Annotated in this window: 20 protein-coding genes; 11 read left to right on the top strand and 9 right to left on the bottom strand. The window is 75.6% G+C overall.

Features of this window, described 5'->3' with window-relative positions; all coding sequences use genetic code 11:
• Positions 1-248: 248 nt before the first annotated feature.
• Complete coding sequence (locus RSE42_RS01025; protein ID WP_034656206.1) at positions 249-572, top strand: STAS domain-containing protein; 324 nt, start codon at positions 249-251, stop codon at positions 570-572.
• A gap of 48 nt (positions 573-620) precedes the next feature.
• Here RSE42_RS01025 and RSE42_RS01020 read toward each other — a convergent pair whose 3' ends face one another.
• The 3 genes from RSE42_RS01020 to RSE42_RS01010 all read right to left on the bottom strand — a co-directional run bounded on the left by RSE42_RS01020 (position 621) and on the right by RSE42_RS01010 (position 2,816).
• A complete protein-coding gene (locus tag RSE42_RS01020; protein WP_076404117.1) occupies positions 621-941 on the bottom strand; it encodes a UBP-type zinc finger domain-containing protein in 321 nt (106 codons plus the stop codon).
• 86 nt (positions 942-1,027) lie between these two features.
• Positions 1,028-1,720 carry a hypothetical protein gene (locus RSE42_RS01015; protein ID WP_021480893.1) on the bottom strand — a complete coding sequence of 231 codons (693 nt, stop codon included), beginning with the start codon at positions 1,718-1,720 and terminating at the stop codon, positions 1,028-1,030.
• A 148-nt stretch (positions 1,721-1,868) separates the two neighbouring features.
• Entirely contained in the window at positions 1,869-2,816 is a 948-nt protein-coding gene (locus RSE42_RS01010; RefSeq protein WP_034656204.1) for a DUF1214 domain-containing protein, read from the bottom strand.
• A gap of 283 nt (positions 2,817-3,099) precedes the next feature.
• On the opposite strand from RSE42_RS01010, the gene RSE42_RS01005 reads away from it, so the two are divergent.
• The 3 genes from RSE42_RS01005 (at position 3,100) to RSE42_RS00995 (ending at position 7,115) form a co-directional block, all read left to right on the top strand.
• Positions 3,100-3,243 carry a hypothetical protein gene (locus RSE42_RS01005; protein ID WP_158097151.1) on the top strand — a complete coding sequence of 48 codons (144 nt, stop codon included), beginning with the start codon at positions 3,100-3,102 and terminating at the stop codon, positions 3,241-3,243.
• 131 nt (positions 3,244-3,374) lie between these two features.
• Complete coding sequence (locus RSE42_RS01000; protein ID WP_415297655.1) at positions 3,375-6,320, top strand: helix-turn-helix transcriptional regulator; 2,946 nt, start codon at positions 3,375-3,377, stop codon at positions 6,318-6,320.
• Between the two features lie 3 nt (positions 6,321-6,323).
• Entirely contained in the window at positions 6,324-7,115 is a 792-nt protein-coding gene (locus tag RSE42_RS00995) for a 2,3-bisphosphoglycerate-dependent phosphoglycerate mutase (RefSeq protein ID WP_415297654.1), read from the top strand.
• Positions 7,116-7,172: 57 nt separating this feature from the next.
• Here the strand turns inward: RSE42_RS00995 and RSE42_RS00990 are convergent, their stop codons facing one another.
• Both RSE42_RS00990 and RSE42_RS00985 read right to left on the bottom strand, forming a co-directional pair.
• A complete protein-coding gene (locus tag RSE42_RS00990; protein WP_137279962.1) occupies positions 7,173-8,366 on the bottom strand; it encodes a hypothetical protein in 1,194 nt (397 codons plus the stop codon).
• Positions 8,363-9,046, bottom strand: coding sequence for a SigE family RNA polymerase sigma factor (locus RSE42_RS00985; RefSeq protein WP_232322648.1), 684 nt, complete (start codon positions 9,044-9,046; stop codon positions 8,363-8,365). Before RSE42_RS00985 ends, RSE42_RS00990 begins: the two co-directional genes overlap by 4 nt.
• 165 nt (positions 9,047-9,211) lie before the next feature.
• Here RSE42_RS00985 and RSE42_RS00980 point away from each other — a divergent pair, with 165 nt between their 5' ends.
• Positions 9,212-11,386: a SpoIIE family protein phosphatase gene (locus tag RSE42_RS00980; protein WP_171467231.1), complete on the top strand. Its 2,175-nt coding sequence runs from the start codon at positions 9,212-9,214 to the stop codon at positions 11,384-11,386.
• A 142-nt stretch (positions 11,387-11,528) separates the two neighbouring features.
• Positions 11,529-12,626, top strand: coding sequence for a sigma-70 family RNA polymerase sigma factor (locus tag RSE42_RS00975; protein WP_108048230.1), 1,098 nt, complete (start codon positions 11,529-11,531; stop codon positions 12,624-12,626).
• 11 nt (positions 12,627-12,637) lie between these two features.
• Here RSE42_RS00975 and RSE42_RS00970 read toward each other — a convergent pair whose 3' ends face one another.
• Both RSE42_RS00970 and RSE42_RS00965 read right to left on the bottom strand, forming a co-directional pair.
• Complete coding sequence (locus RSE42_RS00970) at positions 12,638-13,120, bottom strand: DUF1269 domain-containing protein (RefSeq protein ID WP_034655964.1); 483 nt, start codon at positions 13,118-13,120, stop codon at positions 12,638-12,640.
• Between the two features lie 51 nt (positions 13,121-13,171).
• Positions 13,172-13,579 carry a hypothetical protein gene (locus RSE42_RS00965; RefSeq protein WP_051028277.1) on the bottom strand — a complete coding sequence of 136 codons (408 nt, stop codon included), beginning with the start codon at positions 13,577-13,579 and terminating at the stop codon, positions 13,172-13,174.
• A 136-nt stretch (positions 13,580-13,715) separates the two neighbouring features.
• Between RSE42_RS00965 and RSE42_RS00960 the strand changes: the two genes are divergently transcribed.
• A complete protein-coding gene (locus RSE42_RS00960; RefSeq protein ID WP_415297653.1) occupies positions 13,716-15,005 on the top strand; it encodes an AI-2E family transporter in 1,290 nt (429 codons plus the stop codon).
• 54 nt (positions 15,006-15,059) lie between these two features.
• Here RSE42_RS00960 and RSE42_RS00955 read toward each other — a convergent pair whose 3' ends face one another.
• A complete protein-coding gene (locus tag RSE42_RS00955) occupies positions 15,060-15,557 on the bottom strand; it encodes a DUF1269 domain-containing protein (protein ID WP_043656289.1) in 498 nt (165 codons plus the stop codon).
• A gap of 177 nt (positions 15,558-15,734) precedes the next feature.
• On the opposite strand from RSE42_RS00955, the gene RSE42_RS00950 reads away from it, so the two are divergent.
• Positions 15,735-17,066 (top strand): ion channel protein, encoded by a 1,332-nt coding sequence (locus RSE42_RS00950; RefSeq protein ID WP_415297652.1) that lies wholly within the window; start codon positions 15,735-15,737, stop codon positions 17,064-17,066.
• Positions 17,067-17,097: 31 nt separating this feature from the next.
• Here the strand turns inward: RSE42_RS00950 and RSE42_RS00945 are convergent, their stop codons facing one another.
• Positions 17,098-17,517, bottom strand: coding sequence for a phage holin family protein (locus tag RSE42_RS00945; RefSeq protein ID WP_061268381.1), 420 nt, complete (start codon positions 17,515-17,517; stop codon positions 17,098-17,100).
• 195 nt (positions 17,518-17,712) lie between these two features.
• Between RSE42_RS00945 and RSE42_RS00940 the strand changes: the two genes are divergently transcribed.
• The 3 genes from RSE42_RS00940 to RSE42_RS00930 all read left to right on the top strand — a co-directional run bounded on the left by RSE42_RS00940 (position 17,713) and on the right by RSE42_RS00930 (position 21,250).
• Positions 17,713-18,408, top strand: coding sequence for a hypothetical protein (locus RSE42_RS00940; RefSeq protein WP_061268382.1), 696 nt, complete (start codon positions 17,713-17,715; stop codon positions 18,406-18,408).
• 170 nt (positions 18,409-18,578) lie between these two features.
• Positions 18,579-20,585, top strand: coding sequence for a sensor histidine kinase (locus tag RSE42_RS00935; protein ID WP_409141196.1), 2,007 nt, complete (start codon positions 18,579-18,581; stop codon positions 20,583-20,585).
• Positions 20,582-21,250 carry a response regulator transcription factor gene (locus RSE42_RS00930; protein ID WP_409141195.1) on the top strand — a complete coding sequence of 223 codons (669 nt, stop codon included), beginning with the start codon at positions 20,582-20,584 and terminating at the stop codon, positions 21,248-21,250. The genes RSE42_RS00935 and RSE42_RS00930 overlap by 4 nt, the downstream gene beginning before the upstream one ends.
• The last annotated feature ends 3 nt before the right edge of the window (positions 21,251-21,253 follow it).

The following is a 21,253-nucleotide window of genomic DNA, read 5'->3' as shown; positions in this document are numbered from 1 at the left end:
CCGCACAACGTCTCCCCAGAATCAAACAACTTCCACCAGAAAAAGACAACAGGTCACACCACGGAACACCAGATCGGGACCGCGGGGGCAGGCGCCGCGCCGCCGCGTCGGCGCGTGCGCGAGAGGTCGAGGTGGTGCGCGACCGCCTCGGGCGTGAGAGTCGGCAGCCCGCTGACGCCGCAAGTGTGGGAGGTTGGGAGCCGACAGAGTTCCCGCGTCGGCCGGCCTCCACAGAAACAGGCACCCGCATGGCTCACGAGAGCACCCCGGCCGCACATCCCACCGACCCGCTGCACGGGGGCCTGCACGCCACGGCCGACACGTGGGAGCTCTGGGGCGAGGTCGACTACGCCGTCGTCCAGGCCGCGAAGCACCGCCTGGGCACGACCGGTGGACCACTGCACATCGACGCCTCGCGAGTCACGTTCCTGGACTCCGCCGGCGTCGGCCTCCTCCTGATCGCCGCCGGCGCGCCCGCCCCGCCGACGATCCTGGGCTGCAGCGACTACGTCCGAGACGCTCTCGCGCTCGCCGGAGCGACCGACCTGTTCCTGTGGAGCACCGCGCCCTGAGCACCGGCCGCTCCGCGGGCCTGTCCGGGCTGCGCCGGCAGCGCCCCGTCAGCGGTGGATGAGCGACGTCCAGTCGGGCGGCACGCGGTCGGCGGGGCCGGGCGACCCCTGCTCGGGCGGCCGGGACAGCGGCGCGGCGAGGTGCGGGCCCTCGAGCACCTGCTCGGTCTCGAAGTCCCAGTACCATTCCTCGCCCGGCTCGAACGAGCGCATGAGCCGGTGGCCGGTCTCGTCGTAGTGCGCGGTCGCGTGCTGCGCGGGCGACGTGTCGCAGCAGCCGACGTGCCCGCACGTCGCGCACCGGCGCAGGTGCACCCACCAGCCACCGGCCTCGTCGCACTCGGCGCACCCGGTGCCGCTCGGCGGCACCTCGACACGTACCGCGGTGGCGAGGGCGGCCGCGAGCGCAGGGTCGTCGAGACCCTCGCCGTTGACGTTCGGCGCGCGGTCCGTCGTCACCGCGCCCCCGCCCCGGCGGCCCGGACGACCGGCGCCCACGCCTCGGGGTCGAGAGCGGGCGCGGGTTCTGCCGCAGCCCAGGCGCGGCAGTCGTCGATCGTCGCGGACAGCAGCGCGCGCAGGCGCTCGTCCGGGTCGCTCACGCACGCCTCGGCGATGCCCTGCACCGCCGCGGAGATGATGCTCGGTGCGGCGTCGCGCACGAACCGCGTGGGCCGCAGTCGCGCGCCCTCGCAGAACCGCTGTGCCCACCGCGCGGTGCGCGGGCAGCTCGCGAGCGCGTCGGCCGACTCGGCGCTCAGCGTGCCCGCGGGGCGGTCGTCGAGGACGTCGAGCATCTTCTCGGCACCGATGATCGCCACCGCGAGCGTCTGCTGCCGGTCCGCCGGGGCGATCGGCAGCGCCGTCACGGCGGCGCGCAGCGCGATGCGCACGTCCCAGTGCGGGTCGTCGCTCGTCAGCCCGATGACGGACGGGATGAGCGGCGCGAGCCTGGGGCGCTCCGGGTCGACCGTGAGGTCGTTCACGGCGCGCGCGAGCATCGCGAGCAGCGGGTGCGTGCACCGTGGATGGTCGCTCCAGCGCTCTCCCGCGAGATACGACGCGAGCTCCATGAAGCACGCACCCTTCTTCGGGTTGCGGTGCTTGCCACGGCCCAGCATCGGCAGCATGTCGTAGGTGTCGGTCACGAGGTCACCCCCACAGCGGGTCCGGTCCTGCGTCCAGTCTGCGCCGGGGTCCTCCTGTTGGCAACGGGAGGAGTGACGCGGGTCACGTTCGTCGCTCGGTCCGGCCGTCCTCCTCCCGCGTGCGCCTGCCGGACCTCCGTCAGGGCAGTCAGAGCGCGTGCAGCTCCGGGACACGCCACGTGCCGTCGAGGACTTCCGCGCGAGGGCGGTAGAGGCGGACGAGGAAGTTCCACCGCTCCGGGACCGGGATCGTGTTCGGCGCGTCTCCCACCTCGGTGCGCGGGGCGAATCGCACGGTGACCCCGCCGTCCGGGTCGGGCACGGCCGTGACGCTGTTGACGCTGTAGACGCCCTCGGGGTTCGGCTCGAAGAAGCCCTTCTCGTCGTAGACCGAGACCGACCAGAACGCGTCGACCGGGACGTCGCGCAGCGTGAGCGCGTACCGGCCGGGCGGCACGCCCGGGTCGACACCGACGTACGACGCCTCCGTCGTGGGCAGCCCGCCCCAGCCCGCCGCGGTCCCCACCAGGTGCCGCACCGGGTCGACCTGCTCCCGGGTGCCGAACATGCCGTCGAACCTGCGCAGGCCCGCGGCGAGCGCGAGCAGCGCGTCCCGGGTCGCGTCCATGCTCACCGCGTCGTAGTCGGGAGACACGAACGGATCCGCCGAGCCGGCACGCAGCACGACGCCGTCCTGCACCGCGGCGACGGCCTCGAGGTCGGCCGGGTCGGCGGGGTCCACGAGCGTGCGGACCGCCACGACGGCGTAGCGCGTGCCCACGCCCGTCGCGTCGAGACGATGCTCGCCCGGGGCGTGCAGGACGTCCGCCACGAAGTGGTCGTTGTCGACGACCATCGCTGACAGGTAACGGTCCCCGGCGTCGGGCAGAGTCAGTGCGGCACCGGCGGACAGGTCCACGACGGCGAAGCTGTAGAGCGTGTCCCGGTTCAGACGCACGACCGTCTGCCGGTCCACGGGCGCAGGCTCCCGGTTGTGGAAGAACTGGTTGACCCCGCCCGCGTCCCGCTGCAGCGCGGCGAACATCCTGTCGGTCTCGGCGCGCACGAAGTTGTCGGCGTCGACGTGCTCGGTCATCGCTGTCCTCCCTGGTCTGTCCGCCCCGGCGGACCACGCTGGTTCGCCCACCCAAGCACCTGTCCCCCCCGACGAGCGAGCGCAGCGTGGGGCCCCCGGCGTCGGCCGCCTCGGGACCGGTGCCTTAGGCGCCGGGGACCACCTCAGACCTCTCGACACCCGGATCCTCGTGCGCCTAAGGCACCCCCGGACGAACGGTGCGCGGTCGACCGATGCGACGGCCCGGTGCTCAGGACGACTGTGAGTGTCGGACAGGCAGGGAGCCTGGGAGACGGGGACGACCATGAGCACGCACATCGATCCGACGTTCGACGCGGACCTGGAGTACCGCGCGGAGCGTCTGCGGGCGGACCTGCGGCACGACGAGCCCGCGCTGCTGCACTGGTGGCGCGGCCGTCGTCGTCGCCACGACCACCCGGCGCGGTGACCGCGCCGCCCGACGCCGCCGACGAGGCACCTCTCGCCGGCGGCGTCGTCGTGTCCGGCGAGGAGTCCCGACCGGCCGGGGGCGGCCAATCGGCTGGTCACGTGTCGGTGCCCGCTGCGAGGATGGGGACCGTGCCCCGACCCTCCACGCGCGCGCCCTTCGTGGCCCGCGCGGCCGAGCTCGACGTGCTCGCCGCGGCGGTCGAGCGCGCGCGCCGCGGCGAGCCGGGCGTGGTGCTCGTCGGTGCCGACGCGGGGGTGGGCAAGACGCGCCTCCTCACGCGCGCGGCGGAGCTCGCGGCCGGGACGGGCGCCACGGTGGTATGGAGCCACTGCGTCGACCTCGGCGAGGTCGGCCTCCCCTACCTCCCCTTCTCCGAGGCGCTCACGACCCTGCGCGCCCAGCACCCCGTCGTCGACGAGACGGTCGCGGCCCGTCCCGCGCTCGCACGCCTGCTCGACGCCGGCACCCCGGCCGATGACGAGCAGAGCCAGGGCGAGCGCCTCCAGCTCTTCGAGAGCGTCGCCGCCGCGATCGCGGCGTCCGGGACGCCCGAGGCGCCGCTCGTGCTCGTCGTCGAGGACCTGCACTGGGCGGACCCGTCGAGCCGCGACGTCCTGCGCTTCGTCGTCGCACGCCTGCGCGCGGAGCACGTCCTGGTCGTCGCGAGCTACCGCGCGGACGACCTGCACCGCCGCCACCCCCTGCGCCCGGTGCTCGCGGAGCTGCTGCGCCACCCGCGCGTCGAGCACGTGCAGCTCTCGCCGTTCACCGAGCGCGAGCTGCGGGAGTTCACGACGGCGCTCGCCGGCAGCCCGCTGCCGCCCGCGGCGTTCGAGTCCGTGCGCACGCGCTCCGAGGGGAACGCCTACTTCGCCGAGGAGCTCGTCGAGTCGGGCCTGGGCGACGAGCTGCCGTGGTCGCTCGCGGACGTGCTGCGCGCCCGTTTGGAAGGGCTCGACCCGGCCGTCCAGCACCTCGTGCGCGTCGCGTCGGTCTCGGGACGCCAGGTGAGCGAGCCGCTCCTGCGGGCCGCGCTGGCGCGGGACACCGACGCGGGCGAGCCCGCGGACCGGTCGTCCGGGCGCCCGTTCGACGCCGCGCTGCGCGAGGCCATCGCGCACCACGTCCTCGCGGTCGAGGGCGACGGCGCGCGCGACACGGTCGTGTTCCGGCACGCGCTGCTCGCCGAGGCGGTCGCGTCCGACCTGCTCCCGGGCGAGCGCGTCGGCGTGCACCGCGCCTACCTCGCCGCGCTCGACGACGACCCGGCGCTCGGCTCCCCCGCCCTGCGGGCCCACCACGCGCTCGCCGCGCACGACCTCCCGGCCGCGCTCACCGCGTCGCGCGCCGCGGCGCGCAAGGCGGCGCGCGTGCTCGCGCCCGCGGAGGAGCTGCGGCACCTCGAGCAGGTGCTCGCGCTGTGGCAGGCCGTGCCCGACGCCGCGACCCTCCTCGGCGAGGACCGCGTCACCGTCGCGCTCGCCGCCGCCGGGGCCGCGAGCCGCGCGGGCGAGCCGGACCGCGCGGTGGCGCTGGCGCGGCGCGTCGTCGAGGGCACCGCCGACGACCCGATGCGGCAGGCGTCGCTGCGGCACGTGCTGTCCCGGTACCTGCTCGGCACGGAGGAGGTCGAGGAGACCCTCGCGCACACCGAGGCGGCGCTCGCCGTCCTGCCCGTCGAGCCGCCGTCGCTCGACCGCGCGTGGACGCTGGCCATGCGGGCGCGCGCCGCGATGAACGCCGACCTCGACGAGCTCGCCGCCGAGGTCGCGGCCGAGGCGATCGACGTCGCGCACCGCCTCGACGCGCCCGACGTGGAGGCCGACGTGCTGACCACGATGGCGATCCTCGAGGTCGCCGACGACGACCGCGCCGCGGTGCTGCTCGCCCAGGCGCGCGAGCGCGCGGTCGAGGCGGGCGACATCCTCACCGAGCTGCGCTGCTGGTACAACATCGCCGCGAACCGCTACTACGCGGGCCGCATCGACGAGGCCCTCCAGGTCACGGAGGACGGCCTCGACCGCGCGCGGGCGACCGGCCTCGGGTGGAGCGCGTACGGCGTCGAGCTGCGCCTGTTCCGCGACCTCGTCCGGTACGTGCTCGGCGACCTCACCCCCACGGACACCGCGGGCGAGACCATGCCCGAGGGCTCCGCGCCGCAGCTCTCGTGCGTCCAGCTCTACGCCGCCGTCGCGCGCGGCGACGCGGACGCGATCGCGCGGGGCACCGCGCTGCGGCGCGACTGGTTCCGGGACGGGCAGATCGCGCTCATCTCGGGCGGGTGCTCGATCGACGCCCTCACGTGGGCCGGGCGACGCGACGAGGCGGTGGCGCTCGCCGTCGAGCTCGTCGACCACCTGGGCCGCACGTGGAGCGACTACTTCCTGGGCCGCATCTGGATCTCCGCCCTCGCGCTCGCAGCCCTCGCCGACGCCGCGGACGCCGCCCGCCTCCAGGGCGCGGCCGGGGCCGCCACGGTCCGCGAGCTCGTCGCCCGCGGGGCCGAGCTGCTCGACGCCGCCCGCACGACCGCCGAGCGCGGCCGCCCCCGCGGGGGTCGGCTCGGGCCGGAGGGCCGCGCGTGGCTCGCGCGCGCCGCGGCCGAGCACTCGCGCCTCACCGGCACGGACGACCCCGCGCTGTGGGAGGAGACGACGCGCCTCTTCGACTACGGCTACCGGTACGAGGTCGCGCGGTCCCGGTTCCGGTGGGCCCAGGCCCTGCTCGGGGCGGGCGACCGCAACGCCGCCGAGATCGAGGCGGCGCAGGCGCTCGAGGAGGCCGAGGCCATGGGCGCCGCGCCGCTCGCCGAGGCGGTCCGCGCGGTCGGGCGTCGCGGTCGCCTCGACCTGCCCGGCGTCCGCCGGTCCACGACGGCCGTCCTCACCGAGCGCGAGGAGGAGGTCCTGCTGCTCGTCGCGCAGGGCCTGACCAACCGGCAGATCGGCGAGCGCCTGTTCATCTCGGGGAAGACGGTGAGCGTGCACGTGTCGAACGTCCTCGCCAAGCTCGGGGCGTCGGGGCGCGCCGAGGCCGTCTCGCTCGCGCACCAGCGCGGCCTGCTCGAGGTCTGACGCGTGGACCCGTCGCCCGGGGCGCTCGTGCTCGTGCGGCACGGGGAGAGCACGTTCAACGCGGGCGACCGCTTCACCGGGCTGCTCGACGTGCCGCTCTCCGACGTCGGGGTCGCCGAGGCGCGACGCGCGGCGCGCCTCCTCGCGGGCGCCGTCGCGCGTCAGCCCGCGCTCGCCCCGCGGCGCGTCGTGACCTCGCCGCTCGTGCGCGCGTCCGCGACGGCCGCCGTCGTGGCCGAGGCCCTGCCCGGGCCCCCGCCGCTCGCCGTCGAGTGGCGGCTCGTCGAGCGGCACTACGGCGCGTTCACCGACAAGCTGCGCGACGTCGTCCGCCGCGACTACGGCGAGGCCGCCTACTGGCGCTACCGCCGGTCGTACCTGCACCGGCCGCCGCCGCTCGCCGACGACGACCCGGCGCGCGCCCTCGTCGACGACACGCTCCTGCGCCTGCCCGACGCCGCGCGCGCCACCCTGCGGCCGGACGCCGAGTCCCTCGCGGACGTCGTCGAGCGCCTGCGCCCCTTCTGGGCCGCCACCCGCGCGCGGCTCCTGCACGGCGAGGCGGTGCTCGTCGTCGGGCACGGCAACTCGCTGCGCGCCCTGTCCGTGCTCGTCGACGACCTCACGCCCGAGGCGGTCCAGGACCTCGACGTGCCCACCGGGCACCCGCTCGTCCACCGCTTCACGACCGGGCCCGACGCCGCGCTCGTCCCCGAGGTCCGCGGCGGCACCTACCTCGACGCGCAGGGCGCCGAGCACGCGGTCACGGACCTCCGGGCCCGCGGAGGCACCTGACGGGTCCACGTCCACCGCGGCGCACCGGCCGGGAGCGTGCCCGCGCCCGCGCGCCGATCACGGTCCCGCCGCGCGCTCGGCGGCCTGCTCCGCGGAGCGCGCCGACGAGACCAGAGACACGTCGAGGTGGCACTGTCGCCAGGCGTCCCCGTCCACGCCACCCGGGTCGATGTCCCAGTGGCTCGGCAGCACGTCCGGCTCGGCCTCCCGCGCGGCGAGACAGGCGCGGAGCGCGGTCTCTGGCTCGTCCCGAGGCCCGGGCACGAGCGGGAGGAGGCGGTCGAGGACCGACCGGTCGAGGACGGAGGGCGGCGTCTCGACAGGCGCGACCTCCCGTGTCCGCGGGTCGTACGAGGACCGGCAGCCCGGGTCCCGGTCCGGGTCGCTCAGCGGCTCGCCGCAGGTCACCAGCGTGTAGTTGTTGCCGTCCGAGTACGTCGTGGAGGACAGGACGCCGCGGACGTCCGTCACCCGTCCCGCCTCCGGCCCGAGGAGCGCGGCGTTGAGGAACAGCCCGCCCGCCCAGGCGTCGGGGAGCCGGAACGTCGGGCCGGTGCCGCCCGGTGCCTCCCCGGCCACGGCTACCCACGTCTGATGGCGGTCGCGCTCCCACGACGGGTCCGACCCGGCCGAGGTGCTGGACGACTGCACGCTCAGCACGAGCCCGTCCTCCCCGCCGGCGCGCTGGAGCAGCACCAGGTGCTCGAAGCCGTCGTGCACGAGGGTCCCTGCGTCGTCGCCCCGGCGCAGGGCGGCGAGGTCGTCGTCGTCGCCCGCGAGAACACGCAGGCCGCGCGGGTTCTCGCTGGCCGCCGGTACCGGGTCGTACTCGACGAGGAACCGCTCGCCGTCGCGCCACGCGCCGAGGCCGAGGTCGAGGACGTACGTGCCGTCGTCGCGCAGGTACGTCGCGGGCTCGGCGACGGCGACGACGCCGGGCGCTACGTCGACCGTGGTCGGCTCGGCGACGAGCACCTCGTACCCCGGGGAGCCGGTGACGACCTCGCGCGCGAGCTCGCGCACGCCGCCGGGGCCGCCCGCCGTGACGACGCCCGTCCCGACGAGCCCCAGCGCGACGACGCCCGCGACCCCCGCGAGGGACCGACGCCGCTGCGCACCGCGCCGGCTCGACCGCAGGACCACGTCGAGGTCGAGCGTGGAGGGCGGGACGGCGTCGTCGGCCGTGCGTCGCAGCCGCGCGAGGAAGTCGTCGTCGGGCGGGGCGGGGGTCGAACCGGTCTCGCGGCTCATCGGGCGGTCCTTCCGCTGGTCGTCGGGGCGCTCTCGTCGAGGGCGCCGAGGAGGGTGCGGAGCCGGGCGAGGCCGCGCGACGCCGTCGACTTCACGGTGCCGACGGGCATGCCGAGCTCGGCCGCGACCTCGTTCTCGCTGAGGTCGAGCAGGTGGCGCAGCACGACGACCCGCCGCTGCCGGACCGGGAGCGCGAGCAGCGCGCGCACGACGGCGTCCCGGTCGTCGACCGCGGCCGTGCCCGCTCCGCCGTCGCGCGCCACCGGACGGGCCGCTCGCTCGGCGGACGAGAGCTCGTCCGGCCCGGCGAGCACCTCGCGCCGGGTGCGGCGCCACGTGTCGATCCGCAGGTTCGCCAGGACGCGGCGCGCGTAGGCGAGCGGGTCGCGCTGCGCCGCGCGCGACCACGCGCGGTAGGTGCGCTCCAGGGCGTGCTGCGTGAGCTCCTCCGCGCGGTGCCGGTCCCCGCACAGGAGGTACGCCATGCGGTGCAGCGGGTCGCGGGCCTCACGCATGAACGCGGTGAACTCCTCGTCGCGCGTGCGGCGGGCGACCACGTCGACCTCGAGCAGCACCTCGGGCGGCCACCCGTCGTCAGGCCCGCGCTCCTCGTCCTCCCGCACCCCGTCCCCCTGCTCGAGCACGAGCTCGTACCGCCTCGGGCGGTCCCGCGCGCTCACCGTGCCGGCCCGCTCGGGGAGCGGCCGCCGTCGTGTCGTCGTCTCACGAGCGGAACACGCAGCACCCGCACGCGACGTTCCCTTCTGTCCGATTTCACCCCCGACGCCGCGCCGGGTGGGGCGGGTTGCGCTGTTTGACCAGGCTCGTCCCGGTGATACTGGACCATGACCGACGCCCAGGCGATCCACGAGCTCGTCCAGGCGGGGCTCGCCGAGCCGGCGTCGGACGAGTCGTTCGACCGCTTCGCGCGGCTCGTGCACCGGCAGCTCGGGGTGTCGTCGGCGCTCGTCACGCTGGTCCTCGACGACGAGGCGGTGCTGCCCGGCGCGCACGGTCTGCCCGAGCCGTACCAGTCGGCGCGCCGGACCCCGCGTAACCACACGTTCTGCCAGTTCGTGGCGAACGAGGCGCGCCCGCTCGTGGTCGAGGACGCGCGCACCGTCCCGCACCTGGCCACGCTGCGGGCCGTCGACGACATCGGCGTGGTCGCCTACGCGGGCTTCCCGATCTTCGACCCGCAGGGCCGTGCGGTCGGGTCGCTGTGCGCGTTCGACCCGCGCCCCCGCACCTGGTCGGACGACGAGCTGGCGACGCTCGCGGACCTGGCGTCCGCGTGCACGTCCGAGCTCCGGCTGCGCCTGGCGCGGGCCCGCGCGAGGCGCATGCAGCGTGTCGCGCTCGCGGCGAACAAGCGGTCGCGCCTGCTCCTGGAGCTGTCCGAGTCGTTCGCCGCCGCGACGTCCGTCCGCGACGTCGCCGAGCGGCTGGCCGCCGTCGGGGCGGCCATCGGCGCGCGCTACGCCGGGCTCGCGCTGCTCGACGGCGGCGGAACCCGCCTCGAGTTCACGACGCTGGACCACCTGGAGCCGGGGGTCCCGGCGTCGTTCCGCCGCATGCGCGTGGACGCGGACCGCGCCGCGTCGACCGCGGCACGGACGCGCGAGCCCTTGTTCTTCCGTGACCACGTGCAGTACGGCGAGCGGTTCCCCGAGGCCGCGTCGCTCATCGCGCCCGACACGGTCGAGGCGCGCTCGTTCGTGCCCGTCCTCGCGGACGACCGCCTCCTGGGCGTCGTGGCGCTCGCGTGGGACACGGTCCGCGAGTTCGACGACGACGCCGTAAAGACGGAGACGACGATCGCCTCGTACGTCGCGCACGCGGTCGAGCGCGTCCGGCTGCTCGAGGAGCGCCACCGCGTCGCGGCGACCCTCCAGGCCGCGATGCTCACCGAGCTGCCGCCGGTGCGGGGTGCGGAGCTCGCGGCGACGTACGCGTCCGCGACCCGCACGGACCAGGTCGGCGGCGACTGGTACGACGCGGTGGTGCTCGACGACGACGCGTGCGTGCTCATGATCGGCGACGTCACCGGGCACGACATGCGTGCCGCAGCGCAGATGGGACAGCTCCGGTCGATGCTGCGGACGTTCGCCTGGTGCCAGGACGAGCCGCCCGCCGTGCTGCTGCGGCTGCTCGACCGGGCGAACCGCGGGCTCGCGCTGCACTCCAGCGCGACGGCCGTCGTCGTGCGGCTCGACCGCACCCCGCAGGGGTTCGACCTCACGTGGTCGAACGCCGGGCACCCCCCACCGCTCGTGCTGCGCGCCGACGGGACGGTCGACCCGCTCGAGTCCGCGCCCGACCTCATGCTGGGGGTGCTGCCGAGCACGTCGCGGCACGACCACCGCACGCGCCTCGCGCCGGGCGACACGCTGCTCCTCTACACCGACGGCCTCGTCGAGCGCCGCGGCACGTCCTTCGCCAAGCGCCTCGCCGGCCTGCGGGCCGTCCTCGGCGAGCACGCGGGCACCGCGACGTCGGCCCTCCCGGACGCGCTCGTCCGCCGCCTGGTCGCCGACCAGCGGGACGACGTCGCGGTCCTCGCCCTGCGCGTGCGGCACACGGTCTCGCGGGCACCGGCGCCCGGGCGCCCGTCCGTGCTGACGCGGCCGGTCGAGCACACGTCGGCGGCGATCGGCCCCGCGCGGCGGTGGGTCGACGACGTGCTCGAGAGCTGCGACGTGTCGCCCGCGGTGCGCCGCGTCGCGATGCTCCTGACGAGCGAGATCCTCACGAACGCGGTGCAGCACGGCACGACGCCGGTCCGGGCGGAGCTCGAGGTCGGGCACCGGGTGGTGCGGGTCGGCGTCGAGGACGGGTCGACGGCGCTGCCGAGGCTGCGCTCGCCGCGGCCGGAGGAGACGGGCGGCCGGGGCGTGCAGTTCCTCGAGCGGTGCGCGTCGCGCTGGGGCGTCGACCTCCACGACGACGCGGCCGACGGCGGCGCGGCCGACGGCCACGCGGCCAAGACCGTGTGGTTCGAGCTCGACCTCGACGACTGAGCCGGACGGTCGTCCGGTGCCCCTGTGCGGTGTCGGAGGGCGGCGGTAGCGTGTGTGAGGTGGGCCACTCCCCCCGGGCACCGCGCGCGATCCCGTGACCCCTCGTGCACGTCGAGACGACCGAGTCCTGAGAGGCAGCACCATGACCGACCTCGCCACCCCTGCGACCCTGCGCGGCGACGCCACCGCGACCGCCACTGGCACCGCCCCTACGCCCGCCCCCGCCCCGCTGCCCGACCGCGAGCACCTGGACGCCGTCCTCGACGGCCACCGGCGCGAGCTCACGGGCTACTGCTACCGCATGCTCGGGTCGTCGTTCGAGGCCGACGACGCCGTGCAGGAGACGTTCCTGCGCGCGTGGCGGTCCTACGACCGCTTCGAGGGCCGCTCGGCCCTGCGCTCGTGGCTCTACCGCATCGCGACGAACGTGTGCTTCGACGCGCTCGGCGCGCGCAAGCGGCGCGAGCGCCCGATGGGCCTGGGCGGCCCGCAGGCCCCGGAGCTGGAGAACCTGGGCCAGGTGCTGCCGGAGGAGACGTGGGTCGAGCCCGTCCCCGACGACCGGGTGCTGCCGCACGACGGCGACCCGGCGCAGGTCGCGGTGGGGCGCGAGAGCATCCGCCTCGCGTTCGTCGCGGCCCTCCAGTTCCTGCCGCCGCGGCAGCGCGCGGTGCTGCTGCTGCGCGAGGTGCTGCGCTGGCAGGCGAGCGAGGTCGCGGAGCTCCTCGACACGACGGTGGCGTCGGTGAACAGCGCGCTCCAGCGCGCCCGCGCCACGCTCGCGGCGCGCGCGCACTGGGACAGCTCAGGGCTGGGCGACGAGACGGGATCCGCCGCGCCGGTCGCGGCGAACGCGGGCCTCGGCGACGAGGAGAAGCTCCTGCTCGAGCGCTACCTCGACGCGTTCGAGCGCTACGACATGGACGCGCTGGTCGCGATCCTGCACGAGGACGCGACGCTGTCGATGCCGCCGTACCCGCTGTGGATGCGCGGCCAGGCGGACATCGTCGCGTGGATGACGGGCCCGGGTCACGAGTGCGAGGGCTCGCGCATGGTCCCGGTCGCGGTCAACGGCACGTTCGGGTTCGGCCAGTACCGCCGCGCGGCGGGCGGCGGTCACGAGCCGTGGGCGCTCCAGGTCGTCGAGACGGAGGGCGGCCGCGTCACGGCCATCAACGCGTTCCTCGACACGGCCTCGTGGTTTCCGCTGTTCGGGCTCCCGGAGCGCCTGGACGACTGAGGTGCCGCGGGTCAGCCGAATGTCTCGAGGAGCGTGCTCCGCTCGGCGTCGGTGAGGTTCGTCGCGACGAGCGTGCCGTGGACCCCGTGGAACCGCTCGCCGACGCGGTCGAGGTCGCCGTCCTCGGTGACGACGAACAGCGCCGACGTCCCGGGCGTCACGCCCTCGCGGATGCGGTCGAGCTGGTCCTTGTCGATCCCCACGGCCTCCATCGCCTTCGTCGACGCGCCGATCGCCGCCCCGGCCGCGGCACCGAGCACGGGTACCAGGAACAGCGACCCGAGCAGCAGGCCCCAGAAGGCGCCCCAACCCGTGCCGCGCCACTCGTCCTGGTGGCCGTGGCGCGTCGTCGGCTTGGCCGCGCCCTCCGGCCACGACACGACGGCGGTGTCGACGATCTTGACGGCGTGCTCGGACGCCGAGTCGTGCAGGATCCGGGACGCCGCGTCCGCGCCCTCGGGGGAGTCGAACTTCCAGACGGTGAAGGTGGCCATCGCTCTCTCCGTTCTCTCAGCCGATCGGTCGCCGGCCCGCGCCCCGCACGTTCAGCGTGCGGCGCGCTCGGCCTCGTCGCCGTGCACGACGAGCGCCCACAGGACGAAGACGTCGAGCACGATGGTGACGAGCGACCACCACGGCGTGACCTGCAGGGTCGTGAACTGTGCGATCGCGTTGATGACGACGAGCACGATCGCGACCATGCGCGCCCAGCCCTTGCCGGACAGCAGCGCGAAGCCGGTGAGGACGAGCAGCACCCCGATGACGAGGTGGATCCAGCCCCACGTCGACACGTCGAGGACGACGATGCCCGCGTCGGAGACGCCGACGAGGCTGTTCGGGGAGAACACGGCGACCAGGCCGCTGATGGCGTTGAAGAAGCCGATCGTGACGAGCACGATGCCGGCGAACCAGACCCAGCCGACCCATGCCGTCACCTGTGACGAGCGTGCCATGCCATCCTCCTGAGAACCGTGGAGCCCCGACCGGACGAGCGTGCGGATCGATCGTGGCACCGGCCGTCCGGTTCGGCATCCGGAGGGTCGGCGCGTCCCGGGGCCGCTGCCCGGCGGCCCCGCTAGGTTCGTGGCCATGACGACCCCGCCCCCCACCGACGACCCGTGGTCGGGCGTCCCGGACGCCGGCACGCGCCCGGTCCAGCACGACTCGCGGCGCCCGCCGCGCTGGGTGCCCCGCGCGCTCGCGATGGCCGTCGTCGCGGTGTTCGTCGGCATCTTCGCCTGGTACGCCCTCGGTCGGCTCAAGGCGCTGGGCGTCAACATCCTCATCGCGTTCTTCGTCGCGCTCGCGCTCGAGCCGATCGTCGTGTGGCTCGTGCGGCACGGCTGGCGCCGGGGCGTGGCCGCCGCCGTGGCGCTCCTGGGGTCCCTCGTCGGGATCCTCGTCGTGCTCGCCCTGTTCGGGAACCTGTTCGTCCAGCAGCTCGGGCAGCTCGTCCAGTCGATCCCCGCCCTGTACGCGAGCGTCCAGGACTTCGTCGCGGACCGCTTCGACGTCGTCATCCCGGACTCCGACGACCTCCTCAAGCAGGTCATCAACGACTTCGGCGACGACGTCGCGTCCGGCGCCATCGTCGTGACGACGACGATCGTCGGCGGCGTCTTCGCGAGCCTGACGATCCTCCTCGTCACCTACTACCTCCTCGCGGCGGGACCGCGGTTCCGCGCGGCCGTGTGCCGCTGGCTCACGCCGAACCGGCAGGAGGAGGTGCTGCGCCTCTGGGAGATCACCCAGGTCAAGGTGTCGGACTTCATCAACTCGCGCATCGTGCTCGCCGCGCTGTCGAGCGTGTTCACGTTCGTCTTCCTGCTGATCCTCCAGACGCCGTACGCCCTGCCGCTCGCGGTGTTCACGGGCGTCGTCTCGCAGTTCGTGCCCACGATCGGGACCTACATCGGCGGCGCGCTGCCCGTCGCCGTCGCGCTCACGTCGCAAGGGCTGCCGCAGGCCCTGGGCGTGCTCGCGTTCATCATCGGCTACCAGCAGCTCGAGAACCTGTACTTCTCCCCCAAGGTCTCCGCCCGGGCGCTGGAGATGAACCCGGCGGTGAGCTTCGTCGTCGTGCTCGCGTTCGGCGCGGTGTTCGGTGCGCTGGGCGCGTTCCTCGCCCTGCCCATCGCCGCGACGATCCAGGCCGTCGGGAACACCTACCTCCAGCGGCACGAGCTCATCGAGTCGCACATGCTCCACGACCCGGACTCCGAGGGCCACACGCCAGGCAAGGGCAAGGGCAGCGGGAGGGGAGACAGGAAGGGCAAGGACGACGAGAGTCGCACCGCCCGCCGCCGACGCCGCAACCGCGAGGCGAACCTCGAGGCCGAGCGCACGGTCGACGAGCGGCGCGCCGAGGGCATCGACTGAGCGCGGCGCTCCGCTCCCGGGGGGAACGGCGCGGGCTCGCGGGCCGGGGAGCGCTCAGGCGTTCTCGTCGAAGGCCGCGCGGAGCTTGGCCTCCTCGTCGGCGGAGAGGTTCGTCTGCACGAGCTCGCCGTGGATCCCCTCGGCCTGCAGCGCCTCGTGCACGCGGTCGACGACAGCGCCCGACGTGAGGACGAACAGCGCGGACGTGCCCGGGGTGACCTTGCTGCGCACGGAGTCGATGAAGTCGTCGTCGATGCCGACGTCCGTCAGCGCGCCGGCGATGGCTCCGGACGCCGCGCCGATCGCCGCGCCGAGGAGCGGGACGAAGAACAGGAGCCCGAACAGCAGGCCCCAGAACGTGCCGCCGAGCGCCCCGACGGCGGTCGTGTTGTTCCCCTGGCGGGTCTTCGGCTTCTTCTTGCCCTCCTCCCAGGACACGGTGGCCGCGTCCTGCACCTGGATGAGCTCCTGCTTCTGGAGGGCGAGGAGCGCGTCCTCGGCGCGCTGGGCGCCCTCGGGGGTGTCGAACTTCCACACGGTGAGCGTTGCCACGTCAGACCTCGATCCGGATCGTTCGTTCGGCGGGGGCGCGCCGTCGCGCCCCGTGACGCGTCGAACGTATCCCCGCCTCCCGGGTCGCGCGCGGCGAGCGCGAGGACCCCACGGGGGCCGGGGCGCGGCGCCGCGGCTCCGGATGCGGTGCGGTCGGGTGCGTGGTTCTCTTCCCGTGTGTCCGACGCGCCGGCAGCCGCCACGACGTCGGGTCGCCTCCTGCGGTCCGTGGTGCCGGCCCTCGTCGTCGGGGTCGTCAGCGCCCTGACGCTGCTCGCGCTCTCCGAGCTCGCGACGTGGATCCAGCACCTCGTGTGGGACCGGCTGCCGGAGGCGTGGGGGATCGCGAGCACACGCACGTGGTGGACCGTCCTCGTGCTCACCGTCACCGGGCTGCTCGTGGGCGTCACGGTCCGGTGGGCCCCGGGGCACGCCGGCATCGACCCGGCGACGACGGAGCTCGTCTCCGAGCCGCTCCCCCTGCGCGCCCTGCCCGGTCTCGCGCTCGCCCTCGTCCTCGGCCTCGCCGGCGGGGTGAGCCTCGGGCCCGAGAACCCGATCATCGCCCTCAACGTCGCGCTCGCCGCGTGGTTCCTCTGCCGCCCGCGGTTCGGCGTGCCCGTCGCGGGTGCCGTCGGTCTGGCGCTGGCCGGGACCATCGGCGCGATGTTCGCCACCCCCGTCGCGGCGGCGCTCGTCCTCACGGAGAGCTTCGCGGAGCGCGGCGGGCAGAGCGGACCTCTGTTCGACCGGCTGTTCGCGCCCCTGGCCGCGGCCGGCGCGGGGGCCGTCACCATGACGGCGGTCGGGGCCCCGACCTTCTCCGTCGACCTGCCCGACTATCCCGGACCGGCCCTCGGCGACGTCGCGAGCAGCGTGCTGATCGGCGCCGTCGCGGCCCTCGTGACGGCGCTCGCGGTGGTCGCCCTCCCGGTCGTGCACAGGCTGTTCCACCGCCTCCGCAGCCCGGTGCTCGCGCTCGGTGCGGGCGGCCTCGTCCTCGGTCTGCTCGGGCTCCTCGGCGGGCCGCTCACGCTGTTCAAGGGCCTCGACGAGATGAAGGAGCTCGCGCAGCAGGCCGACACGTACGCCTGGTCCACGATCCTGCTCATGGCGGTCGTCAAGGTCGCGGCGCTCGTCGTCGCGGCTGCTGCCGGGTTCCGAGGCGGCCGCATCTTCCCCGCGGTGTTCATCGGCGTCGCCCTGGGCCTCTCGGCGTCGTCCCTCGTCCCCGCCGTCCCGCCCGCGATCGCCGTCTCCGCCGGCGTGCTGGGCGCCGTCCTCGTCGTGGCGCGCGACGGCTGGCTCGCGCTCTTCATGGCGGCCGTGACGGTCGGCGACGTCCACCTGCTCCCGGTGCTCTGCGTGGCCGTCCTGCCGCTGTGGCTCGTCGCCCGCTCGATGCGGCCCCTGCGTGTGGAGGTCCCCCCGGGCACCCCCGAGTTCCCCGCGCTCGCCCCGGCGGCCGACCCGACGACGACCGGGCACGGCGACCGCAGGGCGCGGTGACCGCAGGGCGCGGTGACCGCCGCCGGCGTCGTCAGCCGCGGGTCGTCGCCTCGCGGATCCGCTTGTCCTCCTGGCGGCGGTCCCACCAGCGGGTGAGGACGAGCCACCCGAGGAGCCAGCCGCCGAGCGCGCTGATCAGCCAGACGACGACCGTCACCCCGATCCACGTGGAGGCGCCGGAGATCTCCAGGCCGTCGCCCACGAGCGTCGCGATCCACAGCGCGAGGAACGTCGACACGAGGCCGATGCCGCCGAGCACCGCGGACGCGTACTTGCGCGCGACGTTGAACACGAAGGGCGCGAGCACCCCCTGGGCCACCGCGAACACGAGGACGGCGACCGTGAACCCGGAGGCGTGCACCGTGACGCCGTCGAAGACGTTCGCGGCGACGAGGAGGCCCACGGCGGCGAGGACCACGTTGATCGCGAAGCTCAGCAGGAACCGGATCATGCCGCAACCGTCCCGCCGCGCGGGAGGTTCCGCAACCGCTGGTGCGGCGCGGGAGCCCGCCCCGTGCGACCTGCCCGGGAGCTCGGGACACCTGCCCCTGGGACCCGGGACGCCGCCCGGCCGACGCTGCGGGGGCCGTCGCACCGCGTGACGGGCCCCGGCCGCGGGAGGCGGCCTCGAACGGAAGGTCGTCCCATGCAGGACAGCTCGCTCACCACGCCGTCGGCGGTCGCCGACGGCACGCCCCGCCGCGCCCGCGGCACGACGCCCCGCGCGTGGGCCTGGACCGGGGTCGTCGCCGGTGTCCTCGGCCTGGTCTCGATCCAGTCCTCGATGGCGCTCGGCATCAACTGGGAGGAGACCGCGGGCGACGCGGAGGCGATCGTCGCCGACCTCTCCGGCCGCACGGGCACGCAGATCGTGTTCCACACCGCGACGATCGCGTGCGCGCTGCTCGTGCTCGTCTTCGCCGCCGGGCTCAAGCGGCGGCTCGACGGGCAGGCTCCCGCCGGGTCGATCCTCCCGACGGTCGCGGGCTGGGGGCTCGTGCTCGTCTCCGTCGCCGGGCTGCTGGGCTCGGGCCTCGACACGCAGTTCCTGTTCGGCCTCGGCGACACGGCGCTCATCGTCCCGGAGTCGGGTGCGTTCTACAGCGACTGGGTCGCGACGATCCCGTGGCTGTGGGTCGGCGCGGGCGTCGCGGGCGTCGCGCTCGGCGTCGCGGCGCTGCGGCACGCGGCCGCGCCGCGCTGGCTCGGCGTCGTCGGGTTCGTGCTCGGCGGGCTCGCCCTCCTCACGGGCGTGTCGCCGCTGCAGTACATGGCGGGGTTCGTCGGCCCGATCTGGCTCCTCGTCACCGCGCTCGGCTTCGCCCTCGGGGACCGGCGCTGAGCACGACGCGCCAGATCGGCGAGGCACGACGAGATCGGCGGGTCCGGTCGGGATCGGCGGTCTGGACCGCCGATCCGGCACGGGACTGCCGATCTCGCCGTCGTCCGCGGCCGGGTGATCTCCCGCCCGGACCCTTCTCGCCGCGCGTGCCGCGGCCCTACCGTGGGCCCGTGGCCGAGCCCGGGCCCGGCCGCGCCGGGATGCCCCGCACGGGCTGGACGATCGGCGTCCTCGCCTGGGTGCTCGGCGTGTCCGCGCTCGCGCTCCAGCTCACGTCCGGCGTCCCGCTCCTGCTGGGCGACCTGCTGTTCGTCGTCGTGGACGCGACGGTCGCGCTCGTCTACGGCACGGTCGCGGCGGTGATCCTCGTGCGGCGGCCCCACGTCGTCGGGTGGCTCGTGGCGCTCGCCGCGCTCGGCGGCGGGGTCGCGGCCCTGGGCGGCGGGTGGCGCAGCTACGCGTCGACCCACCCCGGCCTGCCTCCGCTCACGCCGCTCGCGGACGCCTACGGGTGGGCGTGGGTGCCGGGCACGGTCGGGCTCTTCGTCCTCGTGCCGTGGTTCGTGCGCGGCGGGCGGCTCGGCGCGGGCGCGTGGTGCGGGGTCGCGGGCGGCGTCGCGTCCATCACCGCCTTCTTCCTCGCTCCCTCCGACGACCCGCGCCCCGCGATCGTCGGCGTCGTCGTCATGGGGCTCGTCACCGCGGGCGCGACGGCGTGGCGCCGGTTCCGCGGGCCGGCGGAGGAGCGCCGCGGGCTGGGCCTCCTCGCGCTCGGGACCGCACTCATGGCGCTGTCGTTCCTCCCGCTGCTCGGCACGTGGGCCGACCCGGACGTGCTCCTCGCGCTCCCCCTCACGCATCTCGCGTGCCAGGCGCTGTTCCCCGCCGCGATCCTCGTGTGCGTGCTGCGCAACCGGCTGTGGGGCATCGACCTCGTGCTGTCGCGCGCGACCGTCGCCGCGATGCTCGCGGTCGGTCTCGCCGTCGTCTACGCGGTGGTGGTCGTGCTCGCGACGACCGTCGTCGACGGCCCCGCCGCGCAGGTCGTCGCGGCCGTCGGGGTCGCGCTCGCGGTGCAGCCCCTGCACACGTGGCTGCGGCACCGCGTGCGCACGCTCGTCTACGGGGAGGGGAACGACCCGGGCCGGGCGGCGCTGAGCGTCGGCCGCCACCTGTCGTCCGCGTCGACGGCCGACGACCTCGTCGTGAGCCTCGCCGTCGGCGTGCGCGAGGCGCTGCGCCTGGAGAGCGTGACGATCGAGCGGTCCGCACCCGGCCCGACGGCGTCCGGCAGCCCCGCGGGCCCGGCGCCCTGGGCGGGCCCGGACGGCCACCCGGCGGGGGACGCCGTCACGCTCCCCGTCGAGCACGGCGGTCGGGTGCTCGGCCGGGTCTACGTCGTCGCGCGGGCCGGCGAGCGGCTCGACGCCCGGACGCGGGACGCGCTCGAGCAGCTCCTGCCCGTGCTCGGCGCCGGTCTCGCGCTCGCGCGGGGCGCGCACGAGCTCGAGGAGGCGCGCGACGCCACGACCCGCGCGCGCCTCGCCGAGCGGCGCGTGATCCGCCGGGAGCTGCACGACGGCGTCGGGCCGTGGCTCGTGGGCCTGCGCCTCGGGCTCCAGGGCGCGCGGAACACGCTGCGGACCGACCCCGAGGCCGCGGCCGCGGTGCTGGACGCCCTGGGGGTCGAGGTGGCGCAGCGCGTCGAGGACGTGCGGGCGCTGTCCCGCAGCCTCCTGCCGCCGTCGCTCGACGAGCACGGTCTGGAGGTCGCGCTCGGCGAGCTCGCGGGGCGGCAGGCCCTCGGCGGGTTCGTCGTGGACGTGCGCTGCGACCCGTGCGTCGGCCTCGACCCGCGCGTCGCCGCGGCCGCGTACGCGATCGCGAGCGAGAGCGTCGTCAACGCCGCCCGCCACTCCGGGGCGCAGGAGTGCCGCCTGACGGTCCTGCTCGGGGACGGCGTGCTGGTCGTCACGTGCGAGGACGACGGGCGGGGCGTCGCGCCGGACGCGGTCGCCGGCGTCGGCTCCCGGTCGCTGCGGGAGCGGGCCGACGAGCTCGGCGGGCGGCTCGACGTCACCGCGCTGCGGGCCGACGGCGAGCGCCCGGGCACGCGGGTCCGCGCCACCCTCCCGCTGGTCCCGGTCGGGGCGCTCGCGCGCGGGGCGGCGTCGTGATCCGGGTCGCGGTCGTCGACGACCACCCCGTGTTCCGGCTCGGCATGGCCGCGCTGCTCGACTCGTTCGACGGCGTGCGCGTTGTGGGGAGCGCGGCGTCGACGGCCGAGGCGCGGGCGCTGCTCGGTCTGGGCCCCGGTGGCACCGAAGGCGCCGGGGCGCGGGCCGACGTCGTGCTCCTGGACCTCGACCTCGGCGACGGGTCGGGCGTGGACGTGACCCGCGACCTCGTGCGCGCGGACCCGGCCGCGCGCGTGCTGGTCGTGACGATGCACGAGGACGAGGACGCCGTCGTCGCGGCCGTGCGCGCGGGGGCGCGCGGGTTCCTCGTGAAGTCCGCGAGCCCCGCGGAGGTCGAGCGCGCCGTCCGCGCGGTGGCCGACGGCGCGATGATCCTCTCCCCGTCCGTCGCCGACCGGGCGATGGCGTACGTCGTGGGCGGGCGCTCCGCCGTGCGCGCGCCGTTCCCCCAGCTCACCGACCGCGAGCGCGAGGTGCTCGACCTCGTCGCGGCCGGTCTCGACAACGCGTCGATCTCCCGGCGGCTCGTGCTGAGCCCCAAGACGGTGCGCAACCACGTCGCGAACGTCCTCGCCAAGCTCGCCGTCCGCGACCGCGCCGCCGCGATCGTCCGGGCGCGCGAGGAAGGGCTGGGCGGCGGCTGACGC

Source organism: Cellulosimicrobium sp. SJTW-1 (assembly GCF_047716875.1).
Classification (GTDB): domain Bacteria; phylum Actinomycetota; class Actinomycetes; order Actinomycetales; family Cellulomonadaceae; genus Cellulosimicrobium; species Cellulosimicrobium funkei.
The sequence above is the reverse complement of the archived record's forward strand: the minus strand, read 5'-3'. Positions and strand labels throughout refer to the sequence as shown.